Origin of the sequence: Mesorhizobium sp. INR15, assembly GCF_015500075.1 — a bacterium.
In the GTDB taxonomy this organism is placed as follows: domain Bacteria; phylum Pseudomonadota; class Alphaproteobacteria; order Rhizobiales; family Rhizobiaceae; genus Mesorhizobium.
Genome location: NZ_CP045496.1, coordinates 2,312,784 through 2,327,971 on the forward strand (window position 1 = coordinate 2,312,784; position 15,188 = coordinate 2,327,971).

At 63.2% G+C, this 15,188-nt stretch carries 11 protein-coding genes; 7 read left to right on the forward strand and 4 right to left on the reverse strand.

The window, feature by feature from the left end; all coding sequences use genetic code 11:
• The first annotated feature begins 66 nt into the window (after positions 1-66).
• The 4 genes from GA829_RS11230 (at position 67) to amaB (ending at position 4,574) form a co-directional block, all read left to right on the forward strand.
• Entirely contained in the window at positions 67-1,146 is a 1,080-nt protein-coding gene (locus tag GA829_RS11230) for a DNA topoisomerase IB (protein WP_195178569.1), read from the forward strand.
• Positions 1,147-1,255: 109 nt separating this feature from the next.
• Positions 1,256-1,630: a YciI family protein gene (locus GA829_RS11235; protein ID WP_195178570.1), complete on the forward strand. Its 375-nt coding sequence runs from the start codon at positions 1,256-1,258 to the stop codon at positions 1,628-1,630.
• Positions 1,627-2,889, forward strand: coding sequence for an RNA polymerase sigma factor (locus GA829_RS11240; protein WP_195178571.1), 1,263 nt, complete (start codon positions 1,627-1,629; stop codon positions 2,887-2,889). The genes GA829_RS11235 and GA829_RS11240 overlap by 4 nt, the downstream gene beginning before the upstream one ends.
• A 170-nt stretch (positions 2,890-3,059) precedes the next feature.
• Positions 3,060-4,574 (forward strand): L-piperidine-6-carboxylate dehydrogenase, encoded by a 1,515-nt coding sequence (gene amaB / locus GA829_RS11245; protein ID WP_195178572.1) that lies wholly within the window; start codon positions 3,060-3,062, stop codon positions 4,572-4,574.
• Positions 4,575-4,627: 53 nt separating this feature from the next.
• Here amaB and GA829_RS11250 read toward each other — a convergent pair whose 3' ends face one another.
• From GA829_RS11250 to GA829_RS36605, 3 genes are all read right to left on the reverse strand, one after another.
• Positions 4,628-5,503, reverse strand: coding sequence for a hypothetical protein (locus tag GA829_RS11250; protein ID WP_195178573.1), 876 nt, complete (start codon positions 5,501-5,503; stop codon positions 4,628-4,630).
• Positions 5,504-5,631: 128 nt separating this feature from the next.
• Positions 5,632-6,498 (reverse strand): hypothetical protein, encoded by an 867-nt coding sequence (locus tag GA829_RS11255; protein ID WP_195179599.1) that lies wholly within the window; start codon positions 6,496-6,498, stop codon positions 5,632-5,634.
• 367 nt (positions 6,499-6,865) lie between these two features.
• Positions 6,866-7,024 carry a hypothetical protein gene (locus tag GA829_RS36605; RefSeq protein WP_258052251.1) on the reverse strand — a complete coding sequence of 53 codons (159 nt, stop codon included), beginning with the start codon at positions 7,022-7,024 and terminating at the stop codon, positions 6,866-6,868.
• A 142-nt stretch (positions 7,025-7,166) separates the two neighbouring features.
• On the opposite strand from GA829_RS36605, the gene GA829_RS11260 reads away from it, so the two are divergent.
• The 3 genes from GA829_RS11260 to GA829_RS11270 are packed head-to-tail and all read left to right on the forward strand — an operon-like array spanning position 7,167 to position 14,351.
• Positions 7,167-8,657, forward strand: a complete 1,491-nt coding sequence (locus tag GA829_RS11260; RefSeq protein ID WP_258052252.1) for a ShlB/FhaC/HecB family hemolysin secretion/activation protein — start codon at positions 7,167-7,169, stop codon at positions 8,655-8,657.
• Positions 8,658-8,667: 10 nt separating this feature from the next.
• Positions 8,668-8,955 carry a hypothetical protein gene (locus GA829_RS11265; protein WP_195178574.1) on the forward strand — a complete coding sequence of 96 codons (288 nt, stop codon included), beginning with the start codon at positions 8,668-8,670 and terminating at the stop codon, positions 8,953-8,955.
• Complete coding sequence (locus GA829_RS11270) at positions 8,874-14,351, forward strand: MBG domain-containing protein (protein WP_258052330.1); 5,478 nt, start codon at positions 8,874-8,876, stop codon at positions 14,349-14,351. The genes GA829_RS11265 and GA829_RS11270 overlap by 82 nt, the downstream gene beginning before the upstream one ends.
• A gap of 33 nt (positions 14,352-14,384) precedes the next feature.
• On the opposite strand, the gene GA829_RS11275 is transcribed toward GA829_RS11270, so the two are convergent.
• Positions 14,385-15,143 (reverse strand): SDR family NAD(P)-dependent oxidoreductase, encoded by a 759-nt coding sequence (locus tag GA829_RS11275; protein ID WP_195178576.1) that lies wholly within the window; start codon positions 15,141-15,143, stop codon positions 14,385-14,387.
• Between the last annotated feature and the right edge of the window lie 45 nt (positions 15,144-15,188).

The following is a 15,188-nucleotide window of genomic DNA, read 5'->3' on the forward strand; positions in this document are numbered from 1 at the left end:
TTTCAAGCGACGGCGGAACCAGACGCCGGCAAGCAGCTTATCCCCGGATATTTCCGTGGAGCCAACATGCTGCAGAAATCCGGGTCGTCGCCTCCAACTGACGCCGTATCGACGACTGCCGCGCAGGCTTCGGCCAATCAAGCTGAGCTTACCTATGTCAGTGATGCCGACCCCGGTATTCGCCGGGTAAAGGCAGGCAAGGGATTTTCCTACAAAGGGTCTAATGGGCGGGCAGTTTCTGGCGCGGCGCTTGCGCGTATCGAGGCGATCGTCATTCCGCCGGCCTGGACGGACGTCTGGATATCGGCTAACGCCGATGGCCATATCCAGGCAACCGGAAGGGATCAGCGTGGGCGCAAGCAATATCGCTATCACCCGCAATGGGCGGAGGAACGCGACGGCGCCAAATATTCGAGCCTCGTCGCCTTCGCCGAAAAGCTGCCAAACCTGCGGCACCGGATCGATGCTGATTTACGCCGCCACGGCCTGCCGCTCGAGCGTGTCGTGGCCGCCGTCGTCTGGCTGCTCGACAACACCATGATCCGGGTGGGCAATGCGGCCTATGCCCGCGACAACAAGAGTTTCGGCCTGACTACACTGCGTGATCGTCACGTCGACATTGTCGGTTCAAGCCTGCGCTTTGCCTTCAAGGGCAAGTCCGGCAAGGAATGGCGGCTGAAACTGGCTGATCGCCGCATTGCCCGCATCGTGCGTGAATCGCAGGATTTGCCGGGCCAGCAATTGTTCCAGTATCTCGACGAGGGCGGAAACAGGCGGCCGGTGCGTTCCGATGACGTCAACCGCTATATTCGCGGCGCTGCCGGTGCCGATTTCAGCTCCAAGCATTTCCGCACCTGGGGCGGCACGATCCGAGCGGCATCTCTCTTTGCGCGGACAGAACTTCCCGAAAGCCAGGCCCAGCAGAAGCGGACAATCAACAGCGTCATTGACAAGGTTGCCGAACGGCTCGGCAATACACGCGCCGTCTGCCGCAAATGCTATATCCACCCGCTGGTTTTCGAGGCGTGGTCCGACGGCCGGCTGGTCGAGGAGATGACGGAGGCCAACCAGCGCAAACGCCAGATATCCGGCCTTGATGATGAAGAAGCACTGGTGCTGAGATGGTTGAAAGCGCGCGAGGGCTGACCAAAGCCGAGAATGGCCTGGGGGTCAGTTGTGTCTAGCCAACTTTTTTATCGACGCCGTGTCGGGATCGGTCCTAGTGTTTCGTCCTTTGATAAGAAAAGGACGCTCCATGCTCTACGCTATCCTCTGCTACGCCTCTGAAGATGTTGTCTGTTCCTGGAGCAAGGAGCAGGACGACGACGTCATGGTCAAGCTGCTCAACGTGCAGGAAAAATACGCTCAGGCCGGCAGGCTCGGGCCGGTGGCGCGGTTGCTGCCAACGACGGCGGCGACAACGCTGCGGAAGGTCAAGGGCGAAGCGGTGGTCATCGATGGCCCGTTTGCGGAGACCAAGGAGCAGTTCCTCGGTTTCTACACGCTCGAATGCGCCGATCTCGACGAGGCCGTCGAATTCGCGCGGGAGCTCTCCGAGGTCAATCCGAGCGGCGGTTCCTACGAGATACGGCCGGTTTCGGTCTTCAATCCCGCCAGGGTTCCTGCATGACCGAACTTGCCTGGATCAGCTCGGCGATCAGCGCTGCCCGTCCGCAAGCAATGGGTGCGCTGCTGCGCTATTTCCGCGACCTCGATACCGCGGAGGAAGCTTTCCAGGACGCCTGTCTGCGAGCCTTGAAGAACTGGCCGCAGAACGGGCCGCCGCGCGATCCGGCTGCCTGGCTGATCTTTGTTGGCCGCAACAGCGGCATTGATGCGGTCCGCAAGCGCTCCAAGCAGGCGCCGCTGCCGGAAGAGGACCAGATCTCCGATCTGGAGGACGCCGAAAGCGACATTGCGGAGCGGCTGGACGGTGCGCATTACCGCGATGACATCTTGCGGCTGCTGTTCATCTGCTGTCATCCTGACCTGCCGGCGACGCAGCAGATCGCGGTTGCGCTACGCATCGTCTCCGGGCTTACCGTCAAGCAGATCGCGCGCGCCTTCCTGGTCGGCGAAAGCGCCATGGAACAGCGCATCACGCGGGCCAAGGCACGCATCGCGGATGCCGGTGTGCCGTTCGAGACACCGGGTGCGGTCGAGCGCTCCGAGCGGCTCGCGGCGGTTGCCGCCATGGTCTACCTGATCTTCAATGAGGGCTATTCGACCAACAGCGGCGAGGCGCCGGCGCGCGCGCCGCTGTGCGAGGAGGCGATCCGGCTGGGGCGGTTGCTGCTGCGGCTGTTCCAGACCGAGCCGGAGATCATGGGGCTGACGGCATTGCTGCTGCTGCAGCATGCGCGCGCACCGGCCCGTTTCGATGAAGACGGCGAGATCGTGCTGCTCGAGGACCAGAACCGGAGCCTTTGGAGCCGCAAGATGATCGACGAGGGACTGGCGCTGGTCGACAAGGCTTTGCGGCATCGCAAGCCCGGGCCCTATCAGGTGCAGGCGGCGATCGCCGCGCTGCATGCACGCGCGGAAAAGGCCGAGGACACCGACTGGACCGAGATCGACCTGCTTTACAGTCTGCTTGAGCAGATGCAGCCGTCGCCGGTGATCACACTCAACCGGGCGGTTGCCGTCGCCAAGGTGCGTGGACCGGAAGCGGCGCTCGCCATGATCGAACCGCTTGAGCCGAGGCTATCAGGCTATTTCCATTTCTTCGGCCTCAAGGGCGGCCTGCTGATGCAGCTTGGCCGTGGCGAGGAAGCCCGCATTGCTTTCGACCGCGCCATCGCGCTCGCCAACACAGCCGCGGAAGCCGCGCATATCCGCATGCATATCGACCGGCTGATGAAGGACGGCGCCGCGCGGACAGCGCGTTGATCTGGTTCAACGGTCTGGCCCGGGCTTAGACCATGCCAGGGTGGCGATTTTTCCCTGAAGCGAGTAATGCCACGTCATGACAGCGCCTCGCATGCCAATCAGCACGCGGAAGGGATGGCGCAAGGCTTTTGCCGACGCCATATGAGCGGCAGATTTGAAAGGGACAAAAGATGACGATTGCCAAGGAAACATCCGAGCTTTTGGCGAAACTTGGCGTTGCCAGGGATGCGCTTGTTGGTGGTGACCTGATCGTGCGGAGCCCGGTGACGGGCGAGCGGATCGCGGCGCTGAAGACGATCACGCCCGCGGATGCGGCGAAAGCCATCGATGCCGCGCACAAGGCGTTCCAGTCGTGGCGGCTGGTGCCAGGTCCGCGACGCGGCGAACTGGTGCGGCTGCTGGGCGAGGAACTGCGCGCCCACAAGAGCGAGCTTGGCCGCCTTGTGTCGATCGAGGTCGGCAAGATCCCCTCCGAAGGTCTTGGCGAAGTGCAGGAGATGATCGACATCTGCGATTTCGCCGTCGGTCTGTCGCGCCAGCTCTATGGCCTGACCATCGCCACCGAGCGTCCTGGTCACCGCATGATGGAAACCTGGCATCCGCTCGGCGTCGTCGGCGTCATCTCGGCCTTCAACTTCCCGGTCGCGGTGTGGTCGTGGAATGCAGCGCTGGCGCTGGTCTGCGGCGATGCCGTGGTGTGGAAGCCGTCGGAGAAGACGCCGCTGACGGCACTTGCCTGCGAGGCGATCTTTGCCCGCGCCGTCAAGCGCTTCGGCGCGGATGCGCCGCAAGGCCTGGCGCCGGTGCTGATCGGCGACCGCGCCGTTGGCGAGATCCTGGTCGACCATCCGAAGGTGCCGCTGGTTTCGGCGACCGGCTCGACGCGCATGGGCAGGGATGTCGGCCCGCGCCTGGCCAAGCGCTTTGCCCGCGCCGTGCTGGAGCTCGGCGGCAACAATGCCGGCATTGTCTGCCCCAGCGCCGATCTCGACATGGCGCTGCGCGCCATTGCCTTCGGCGCCATGGGCACCGCTGGCCAGCGCTGCACGACGCTGCGGCGGCTGTTTGTCCATGACAGCGTCTATGACCAGCTCGTTCCGCGCCTGAAGAAGGCCTATGAGAGCGTCTCGGTCGGCAATCCGCTGGAGACGTCATCGCTGGTCGGGCCGCTGATCGACAAGGCCGCGCATGACGCCATGCAGAAGGCGCTGAGCGAAGCCACCGCCCATGGCGGCAAGGTGACCGGCGGCACGCGGATCGAGAACGGCCATCCCGATGCCTATTACGTGCATCCGGCGCTTGTCGAAATGCCGAAACAGGTCTCACCAGTGACGGAAGAGACCTTCGCGCCGATCCTCTATGTGATGAAATATTCCGATTTCGACGCCGTGCTCGACGAGCACAATGCGGTGGGCGCGGGGCTGTCGTCGTCGATCTTCACCCGCGACCTGCAGGAATCGGAGCGCTTCCTTGGTGTCGATGGTTCGGACTGCGGCATTGCCAATGTCAACATCGGCACGTCGGGTGCGGAAATCGGCGGTGCGTTTGGCGGCGAGAAGGAAACCGGCGGCGGCCGCGAGAGCGGCTCGGATGCGTGGAAGGCCTATATGCGCCGCGCCACCAACACGGTGAACTACTCCAAGGCGCTGCCGCTCGCCCAGGGCGTCTCCTTCGATATCGAGTGAGCTTGCGATCATGCCTGGAACCCATCCCGTATTCGTCGGGATGGGACAGGTCTCTAGATGCCGGGGAACTTTCGGGCCGCGACGCCGGATGCCTCGAAGGCCGTGTCGATGATGGCCAGTTTCACCGCCTGGGCGGCCATGTATTCCTGGTAGAAATCCGTCGATATCCACATCACGGAATTGCCGCGCTGGCCCAGCCAGCCGATGCTGCCAAGGTCCTCGGCGTCGCGGAGCTTGCGGGCAAGGTGGGTTCGCGACAGCTTGAGCCATTTGGCGAAGTCGCCGATCGAGAAAATGCCGGTTGGAATTTGATCGAGCCCCGCATGGTCAGGGTCGACGCCAGCGATCAGCCAGTCCATGACGACGCCGCCATTGTTGAGCCAGGTGAACAGGGAAAAGGTCTGCTTGGGCTCGCGCACCGGATTGGAAGAAAGCAAGCCATCGGCAATCCGTGGCTGCACCATGGCGAGTGCGTCCGGCTGTGCCAGGAACGTGGCCAGGCGGCTCGCGCCGTCGAGACTGTCAAGCGTGTGCAGATGCGCCATCAGCCAGAGGGTAACCGGCTCCAGCGAAGCCACCGCTGGCCGCAACGGGCGGATGCGGCCGTCCTGTGTCGCGGGCAGATACTCGATGAAACCGTAGTGCAGCATTTCCTTGACGAAGGCGTCGGCGGTGTTGCGGCTGGCGACGGCATTCTGGCGGATCGCTTCGATGAAGCGCGCTGCCGTCAGTTCCTTGCGATAGTCGTCGGGCTCCCGCTTGAAATGCAAGGCAAGGCCGATATGGGCCATCAGCCAGCGTTGCTGAGTGGCAAACACAGAAGACAGACGCGGGTTCATCTCATAGGTCTGGTTCATTGCCTGTGCCTGGACGCGAATACAGCGATGCAGCGCCGGATGACCGGCAATGTCTTCCAGGTTCAACGCCATCCCCCGTCCCCCTTCGGCCGTCTCAAGATGAGACGTCGATAACAGTCTCAGCCTTAACGGCCAGTGTCCAGATAGGATCGTCCGGGAGCGTTGTACAGGCTCAGCGCATAAGACTATTCAGCTGGCCTTCAGCCATTCTCCGGTGCGGGAAAGCAGGCGTCGAAGGCCGCGTCTATGATGGCGAGCTTGGCGGCCTGAACGGTCATGTATTCCTGGTAGAACTGGCTCGATACCCACATGACCGACCGGCCGCGCCGGCCCAGCCAGCCAATGCTGCCGAGTTCCTCGGCGGCGCGCAGTTTGCGTGCGAGATGGGTCCGCGACAGTTTGAGCCAATCGGCGAACTCTCCGATCGAGACGACACTCGTCGGTATCCGGTCGAGGCCCGCATGGTCGGGGTCGATGCCGGACATCAGCCAGTCCATGACGATGCCGCCATTGTTCAGCCAGATGAACAGCGAAAAGGTCTGCTTTGGCTCGCGTACCGGCTTGGAGGAGAGCAGGCCGTCGGCCACAATCGGCTGAAGGCAGCGAAGCTTGTCAGGCCGCTCCAGGAACCTGATCAATCGGTTGCCGTCGTCGAGGCGATCCAGCGTCTTCAGATGCGCGTAAATCCAGCCGGTGAATACTTCGATGGTAGCCGCGGTCGGCCGCAGCGGACGGGTCCGTCCGTCCTCGTGCTCGGATACATATTCGGCAATCTTGTAGTACAGCATCTCCCGGATGAATGCTTCCGCTGTGTTGCGGCTCGCCACATCGTGCTGACGCACGACCTCAATGAAACGCGCTATGGTGAGTTCCTTACGGCGATCATGGGGGTCGCGCCGGAAGTGCATCGCCAAGCCGACATGACCCAAAAGCCAGCGCTGCTGGGTGGCGAATACGGCCGCAAGACGCGGGCTTGCTTCATAAATTCCAAGCAGCGCCAACGACTGCTCCTGAACACAACGATCCAATGCCGGATGGCCGGCAATATCTTCCAAAATCAGCGTTATCCTCCTGTGTTCCAGTCCAACGCGTGGCGTGAAATCACGTTCCACATTTTCAGTCTTCAACACTTGTGTCCAGAGCTACCAGATACCGAGAACAGGACCAGCCGGATACAGCCAGTTCAGGCGCCATCTTGCTAACTGATTGCTATAGCTTGGAAAACTCCTCCCAATAATAGTCGGCCCAACAGCCGCCCGTTGAATTGACGCCCTGAGGAGGCGAGCATAGGTTCCGCGTCATCCGAAGGGTGGGACGCCTCTCGGGCTTGAACTTTGTAATGGCGGAGAATTGGCGTGCGATGCCCCGCATCGGCGGCGGCGAAGCTTTGCCTGGTTCTCGACCTCGAAATACGAGTGACCGAGTGAAGCATATTCACGGAACCAGAACGGCGATCGGCGCCATGCCCCGGATCGCCTTGACCAGGTTGAACGCGGCGTGCGGGCAACGGCGTTTCCGTGCCGTCTTGTTGGCCGTCATGGCCTCGCCATGGGTGCCGGCGGGCGCGTTCGCGCAGACCGCCAGCCAGATCACGCCACCGAGTTTCCGGCCTCTGCCAAAGCCCGACACAGCTCAGGTTTCCATTCCCGAGGGTTCAGGGCTTGAAGCGCCGGCGGGCGCCGAGAAGTTGAAGGTCAGGCTTGCGGACGTCAGGGTGGAAGGCGGGTTGCCCGCGATGGCTGAAGCGACACGCAAGATCATCGAGGGTCTTGCGCATCGCACCGTGACCGCTGCCGAGATTTTCACCGCCGCGCGCATGCTGGAGACCGAATATGGCCGTGCCGGCTATGCGCTGGTGCGGGTCGTGCTGCCGGCGCAGAAGCTCAATGACGGGGCAAAGCTGCGGCTCGTCGTTGTCGATGGTTTTCTTGAGCGGATCGACACCAGCAACTTGCCCGAACCTATACGCGGCCGCGTCGAAGCGACGCTGGCGCCGCTCGTCGGCCAAAAAAGCATCAAGCTGTCGGCGATCGAGCGCAAGCTGCTCCTGGCCGGCGACACGCCGGGCGCGAGGCTGCGCTCAACGCTGCAAGCCGGCTCCGCCAGTGGCGCCAGCGTGCTGGTCATTGACGGCAAGTATCGTCCGCTCGGCGGCCAGGTGAGCGTGGACAATTCGCTGTCGCCATCGCTGCAGCGCTGGTCAACGGGCGCCGGTGTCGACTTCAACTCGCTGCTCGGCCTTGGCGAACTCGTCTATCTGCGCGCCAGCGGCTATCCCAACGGCGGCGACAACAGCGTGTTGGGCGGGAATCCGCGCAACCGCACCTATGCCGCGGGCATTGTCGTGCCGATCGGCTATGATGGGCTGACGTTGAACCTCGAAGCCACTCGCACGCGCGCCAATCCGAGCGCCGAGCCGGGCACGCTCGGCTTCGGCAGCGCCTTCGAGCGCTATTCGGCGCGGCTTCGTTATCCCTGGATCCGCAGCCGCGATCTTACCATCAGCACGGAATTGTCCTTCGATGCGCAGAACGACAATCTCGACGCGGTGACGCCGATTTCGCTGCCGATCGCCGAGGACCGCCTGCGCATTGCCAGGCTTGGTCTCGACGGCACATGGTTCACGCCGCTCGGCGGCCTGCTCGTCGGCAATGTGGTGGCGTCATTCGGCATTGATGGCCTTGGCGCGCGCTCCGCCGCCGACGCCACGCCCTTGCTGCCGCTGTCGCGCCAGGGCGCGGATGCGGCGTTCCAGAAGCTGGAGATCTCAGCGAGCTACAGTCAGCCACTGGCCAAGCATATCGGCCTTGATCTCTTCGCTCGTGCCCAGACCTCGTTCGGCAAGCCGCTGCTGCAGTCGGAGCAATTCGGGCTGGTTGGCGCCAACAGCCTGTCGAGTTTCGATGCCGGCGCCCTGCAGGGCGATTCCGGCTATGTCGTGCGCGGCGAGCTGTCCTCGACCTGGTACGTGCCCTTCAGCGGCGGCCTGGTTTCGCTGGTGCCATACGTTTTTGGCGCTGTCGGGCAGGTTCATCTGGAAAAGCCGACCGCGCTCGAAAGCAAGGACATCCTTGGTGCGTCCTACGGATTTGGGCTGAAGGTCGGAACGGCGCTCGCCGGCGACGCGGCCAATACCAGCCTGAGCCTCGAATGGGGCCGCCAGCATCGCGACGATCATTTGCCGACCAGCGATCGCTTTTCGCTGAATGGCGCCATCCAGTTCTAGAGACATGACCATGCAGCGCGAAACCATCCCGCCACGGCTCCTGAACCGCACCACAGCGCCCTTGATGGCGCTGCTGCTGACATCGACAGCGCTTGTCGGCTTCACCTCGGCGCGGGCGCAGGAACTGCCGACCGGCGGCAGCGTCGCTTCGGGCGGCGTCACCATCGCCAATCCGTCGTCGACGCAATTGACGATCAAGCAGTCGACCATTCAGCGATCGTCAACTGGCAGAGCTTTTCGATCGGCGCCGGCGCCAGGGTCGATATCGACCAGCCTACATCGACATCGACGATGTTGAACCGCGTCACCGGCAGCACGAAATCGACCATTTCGGGCCAGCTCAATGCCAATGGCCAGGTGTTCCTGGTCAACCCGAACGGCATCGCCATTTCGAAGACCGGCAAGGTCAGTGCCGCCGGCTTTGTCGGTTCGTCGCTTGACATCAGCGACGACGATTTCAAGGCCGGCAAACTGAAGTTCAAAGGCAAGGGTGCCTCGGCGGCTGTTGCCAACGAGGGTGCTGTCAGCATCGGCCGTGGTGGCTATGCCGCGCTGATCGGCGGCAGTGTCGACAATGCGGGCTCGATCACCGTGCCGCTGGGCAAGGTGGGGCTGGGCTCGGGCGAACAGGCGGCCCTCGATCTGTCGGGCGATGGCTTTCTGCAGGTCTCGGTGCCGACCAAGGCGGATGGAGGCAGCGCGCTGGTGAGCAATTCCGGCATCATCAGCGCCGATGGAGGGACGGTGGAACTCAAGGCCGCCGCGGTGCGCGATGCGGCGCGCCAAGCGGTCAACATGTCAGGCGTGGTCGAAGCCCGCACTGTCTCCGGCCAGTCCGGCGCGATCGTGCTTGGCGGCGGCGAGGGCACGGTAGAGATATCAGGCACGTTGGATGCTTCGGCGAAGTCAGGCGGGAAGGGCGGCAAGGTCACTGTCACCGGGCGCAAACTGAAGCTCAAGCACGCCACCGTCGACGCCTCGGGCAAGGATGGCGGCGGCACCATCAAGATCGGCGGCGACAAACAGGGTTCGGGTACGCTGCAACATGCCGACACGACCACAATCGATGCCGACAGCACGATCAGTGCCGACGCCACCGGCACCGGCAATGGCGGCACCGTCATCGTCTGGTCCGACGAGCAGACAAGGTTCGCTGGCAAGATCTCGGCGCGCGGCGGCGACATCGGTGGCAATGGCGGCTTCACCGAAGTGTCGGGCAAGCAGCGTCTTGATTTCACCGGCTCGGTCGACCTGCGCGCGCGCTTCGGCGACACCGGAGATCTGCTGCTCGATCCCTACAACGTCACCATCTCGAACGGCACCGGCAACACCGGTGGCAGCATGGACGCCAACACCAATGACAGCGTCATCAACGTCACCATGCTGCAGAACCTTCTGGCGACGGCCAACGTCACAATCTCAACCGGCAGTGGCGGCGCGCAAGCCGGCGACATTACTGTGGCGGCACCGATCAGCTGGAATGCCAACACGCTGACGCTCAATGCCCACCATTCGATTGTCTTCAATGCGGGCGCCACGATCGGCGGCGTCGGCGGGCTGACGCTGGTCAACAACAATGGTGGCACCGGGGGCGTCATCTCCTACGCGCTCGGCGCCTCGGCGACATTCACCGGGACGCCAGGCGCGCAGGCGCTGTCGATCAACGGGCAGAGCTACACGCTGATCTACGACGTCAACGGATTGCAGTCGATCAATAGTGGCCTCAATGGCCGCTATGCACTCGCCAACACCATCGAGGCCAGCGCCACCTACTACTGGAACAACCTTCTCGGCTTCACGGCGCTCGGCACCGACGGCAACACCAACATCCAGAATGGCGGCAACGGCTTCAACGGCACATTCGACGGGCTTGGCCACATCATCAACCAGATCTGGGTGCGGCAGATCCCGGCCAACTATGTCGGCCTATTCGGCTATGTCGGCGCCAGCGGCGTCGTGCGCAATGTCGGGCTGGTCGACGCCTATATCAGCGGCTCGTACGACACTGGTGCAATCGCAGGCTGGAACAAGGGTACGATTTCAGGGGTCTGGGCGAGCGGCTACCTGCAAGGTGTCAGTGGTTCCGGCGGTCTGGTCGGCTTTAACGAAGGCTCGATCACGCGCTCGTTCTCGACGGTGGCAGTGCAATCGCGCGATTCCAACAATGTCGGCGGCATCGCCGGCTACAACAGCGGCACGATCAGCCAGGTGTATGCAAGCGGCTCGGTTCTCGGCGGCGACAAAGTCGGCGGCCTGGTCGGGTTCAATGCCGGCGCACTTAGCGATGGTTATTCAACCGGCGCCGTGAATGGAACGATGGGGGGCACTTTCGGAGGCAGCGTCGGCTTTTCATGGGGTACGGTCACCAACGTCTATTTCGATATCACTACGTCGGGAATGACCACAGGCGTTGGTGGAGGCACCGCCGGCGTCACCAGCACCGGCCTGACCACGGCGCAGTTGCAAGGCAGCGGTGCCACCGGGCTTAGCGCGGCTTTCAGCGGCGGAAGCACTGGCCTGTATCCCTATCTCAAAAGCTTCTATCCGAATGGCGTCCAGGCGATCTCCGGCATCGCCTACAAGGACAATGGCGTCACGCCGCTCTCATCGGGTACGCGTCAGCCCTATTATGTCAAGAACCCCGGCTTTGTAACGGGGGTTTCGAACGGCGTCGACATCGGCACGGTCACCACTGGCGTCAACGGCTACTACTACATCGCCGTACCGACCGGCTGGATCACCGACAGCGTGCTTGCCTATACGGTTCGCGATCCGCATCCGAACGACAGTTCGGGCGCCAGGAACGGCGTGACTTTCCGGACAGGCTTGTCCGGTGGCAATGTCGCGAACCTAAACGTCTATGGCGACTGGCGTCTCGACGAGGTCGATAGCTCGATGACGTCGCTTTCGGCGCTGCAAAACGCTTCTGCAACGACCGTCGGGTCGACCTATGTTGGCAGCCTGTCCTTTGCCAACTGGCAGATCGAAACGGCCGCGACGACTTTCGCGCTCGACCAGGCCGTGTCGATAGGCGCCGGCACATTGGTGTTGTCGTCGAACGGCACGGTGACGCAAACAGACAGCCTGGCAGCGGCGTCGCTGGTGCTCGGCGGCAGCGGCGGCTTCAACCTTTCCAATGCCGGCAACCAGATCGGCACGGTCGCCGCCAATGCGGGGTCGGTCAATCTGGTCGATCAGGGCGGCCTCGTCATCGGCAGCGTGACCAGTGCGCGCGGAGCGCTGACGACGGGCTCCACCACGACGGGTTCGGTCAAGCTGCAGACGACAGGCGACCTGACCATCGCGGCGGGCGCGAAAGTCAGCGGCACCAACCCGGTGCTCGCGGCGACAGGCAAATTCATCAACAGTCGCGGCAGCGACGCCGTGTCGGCGACCAGCGGCAGCTGGCTGGTTTATGCGGCGAACCCGACCGGCAACACTTTCGGCAACCTCGACAGCGGCAACACGGCGATCTGGAACACGGCTGCCGGCGGCGCGGTAAGTGCGACGGGCAACCGTTATGTCTTCAACTATCAGCCGACGCTGACCTTCACCTCGACCAATGCGTCGAAGGTTTACGGCGACGCCATGCCGACGCTGGCCTATTCGGTATCGGGCTATCAAGCGGGGGTGGCCAACGCCTATCTCGGCGACAGCGCCACCACCGCGTTCTCCGGTGCGCCGATGCTCTATACCCCGGCTACGCTGGCCACGCAGCAGCTCGGAGCTGGGACCTACACGATCACCTTCGACGCAGGCAACGTCGCAGGGTTGAACGGCTACGCCCTTGCCTTCAACAGTACCGGCCTGCTTTCCGTTGCCAAGCGGGCGGTCACCGTCACCGCGGATGCCAAGACCCGCGCGTATGGCGACGCCGACCCGGCACTGACCTATCAGGTTACCACAGGCAATCTGGTCGACGGCGACACCCTTTACGGTGCGCTCGCAACGGGTGCCACCACATTGTCCGGCGTCGGCAGCTACGGCATCATCCAGGGCAGCCTCGCCAACGCCAACTACGACATCACCTATCAAGGCAGCAGCCTTACGGTCGGCAAGCGCGCGGTGACTGTGACAGCCGATGCGAAGAGCAGGGTCTATGGCGATGCCAATCCGGCGCTCACCTATCAGGTGACCACGGGTAATCTGGTCAACGGCGACAGCCTTTCGGGACTGCTTGCCACGAGTGCCACCAATTTGTCCGGTGTCGGTGGTTACGGCATCACCCAAGGCACGCTGACCAACGTCGCCAACGCCAACTACGACATCACCTATCAAGGCAGCAGCCTCACTGTCGGCAAGCGTGCGGTGACGGTGACGGCCGATGCCAAGAGCCGGATCTATGGCGACGCCAATCCAGCCCTGACCTATCAGGTTACCACGGGCAATCTGGTCGACGGCGACACCCTTTCCGGTGCGCTCGCAACGGATGCCACCACGTTGTCCGGCGTCGGCAGCTACGGCATCACCCAAGGCACTCTTGCCAACGCCAACTACGACATCACCTATTCTGGCAACAGCCTCACTGTCGGCAAGCGGGCCGTGACGGTGACGGCCGATGCCAAGAGCCGGATCTATGGCGACGCCAATCCGGCCCTGACCTATCAGCTCAGCGCGGGTAATCTGGTCAACAACGACAGCTTTTCCGGTGCATTGGCAGCGACCGCTACGGCCTCGGCTGATGTCGGCACCTATGGCATCACCCAGGGCAGCCTCGCCAACGCCAACTACGATATCACCTATGAAGGCAGCAGCCTCACGGTCGGCAAACGCGCGGTCACGGTCACGGCATCCGGTGGCCAAGGCAAGGTCTATGGCAATACCGATCCCTCGTCATACGGTTATGCATCCACGGATCTCGGCAGCGGCGCGGCCTTGGCCGGCGCTCTCAGCCGTGCTTCAGGCGAGGATGTCGGCAGCTATGCGATTGGTCGCGGCACGCTGACGGATGCGGCCAATGCGAACTACGACATCACTTATGTTGGAGCCGGCTTCAGCATCGGCAAGCGCGCGGTAACGGTCACCGCCAATTCGGGCCAGGGCAAGACCTATGGCAACGCCGATCCCTTGACCTACGGTTACAGTTTCACGGACCTCGGTACCGGCTCTGCCCTTGTCGGCGATCTGGCCCGTGCTTCAGGTGAAGGCGCCGGCAGCTATGCGATCGGCCGCGGTACGCTGACCGACGCGGCCAATGCAAACTATGACATCACCTATGTTGGGGCCGGCTTCAGCATCGGCAAGCGCGCCATCACCGTCGTGGCCGATGCGAAAAGCCGGCCGCAGGGAACGGTCAACCCGGCCCTTACCTACACGGTTGGCGGCTTGGGACTGGTCAATGGCGACACGTTCTCCGGCGTGTTGTCGACCGACGCGACCCCAGCAAGCGCGCCCGGCAGCTACGCAATCGAGCAAGGTAGCCTCGCCATCTCGGCAAACTATGAGCTGACCTATGTCGGCGCCGACCTGATTGTGTCGCCACCCAACACGATCCCAACGGGCGAAGCCGCCAGCACAGTTGCCTACAATACCTACGCACATGGTGGCGGTCGACCGGCTCCGGTCTTCTTCACCGGCGCTCCGGCTGATAGCGATACGCAAACGCTGATCGAAGACCCACGGCTTGATGGTCCCGCCTTCTGCCAAACCATGGGGGACGCCGCCTCGGTCTGCGCCGGCGCGTCAGTCCAGTAAGGATTGCCGTCACGCCGGCTGACTGGTCTCAGGCTACATGCGCATCAGCAGGCCGCCGTCGACGGCGAGCTCGATGCCGGTAATGTAGCTTGCCGCATCGGAGAGCAGGAAGAGGGCGGCGTTGGCCATGTCCTGCGGCGTGCCGATGCGTCCGAGCGGCGCGTAGCTCGCCACCGCCGAACGCTTTTCGTCGGTGTCCCAGCGGGCCTGCAGCGGCGTCAGCGCCATGCCGGGGCAGATGGCGTTGGAGCGGATGCGCTCGGCGGCAAGCTGCATGGCCAGCGATTTGGATAGGGCGCAGACGCCGGCCTTGGAAGCCTGGTAGGCATCCTGCGGGTTGGCGTCGCCGCGATACCACTGGATGGTCGAGAAATGCACCATGGCGCCGCCGCGCCCGCCCGAACGCATGTAGGGCACGACCGCGCGCGCCGTGTGCACGAAGGATTTCAGGTTGATCCTGAAAACGTCGTCCCAGACGTCGAGATCCATGTCGAGAGCGGACTTGTCGCGGCCAAACCACAACACGCCGGCGACATTGGCGAGATAGTCGATGCCGCCGCGTTCGCGGCCTGCGGTGCCGATGGCATGGTCGACAAAGGCGGGGTCGGTGAGATCGCCCTGCGCGAAGGTCAGCCTGTCATCATAGGTTGAGAGCGAGGCCGGGCGGGTCTTCACGTCGATGGCGGTGACCGAGGCGCCGGCTTCGAGCAGCGCCAGCGTGATCGCTTCCCCCATGCCGCCACCGGCCCCGGTCACAACCGCGTGCCTGCCCGTAAAATCGTAGGCGATCATCTCCAACCCCTCGTCTGCTTCTGCTGAAATGTCCGATGCAGGCGA

Excerpts from the sequence above, each read along its gene's own strand:
- amaB (WP_195178572.1), top strand. The coding sequence starts at position 3,060 with ATGACGATTGCCAAGGAAACATCCGAGCTTTTGGCGAAACTTGGCGTT.
- GA829_RS11250 (WP_195178573.1), bottom strand. The coding sequence starts at position 5,503 with ATGGCGTTGAACCTGGAAGACATTGCCGGTCATCCGGCGCTGCATCGC.
- GA829_RS11265 (WP_195178574.1), top strand. The coding sequence starts at position 8,668 with ATGCAGCGCGAAACCATCCCGCCACGGCTCCTGAACCGCACCACAGCG.
- GA829_RS11275 (WP_195178576.1), bottom strand. The coding sequence starts at position 15,143 with ATGATCGCCTACGATTTTACGGGCAGGCACGCGGTTGTGACCGGGGCC.
- GA829_RS11260 (WP_258052252.1), top strand. The coding sequence starts at position 7,167 with ATGGCTGAAGCGACACGCAAGATCATCGAGGGTCTTGCGCATCGCACC.
- GA829_RS11230 (WP_195178569.1), top strand. The coding sequence starts at position 67 with ATGCTGCAGAAATCCGGGTCGTCGCCTCCAACTGACGCCGTATCGACG.
- GA829_RS11235 (WP_195178570.1), top strand. The coding sequence starts at position 1,256 with ATGCTCTACGCTATCCTCTGCTACGCCTCTGAAGATGTTGTCTGTTCC.
- GA829_RS11240 (WP_195178571.1), top strand. The coding sequence starts at position 1,627 with ATGACCGAACTTGCCTGGATCAGCTCGGCGATCAGCGCTGCCCGTCCG.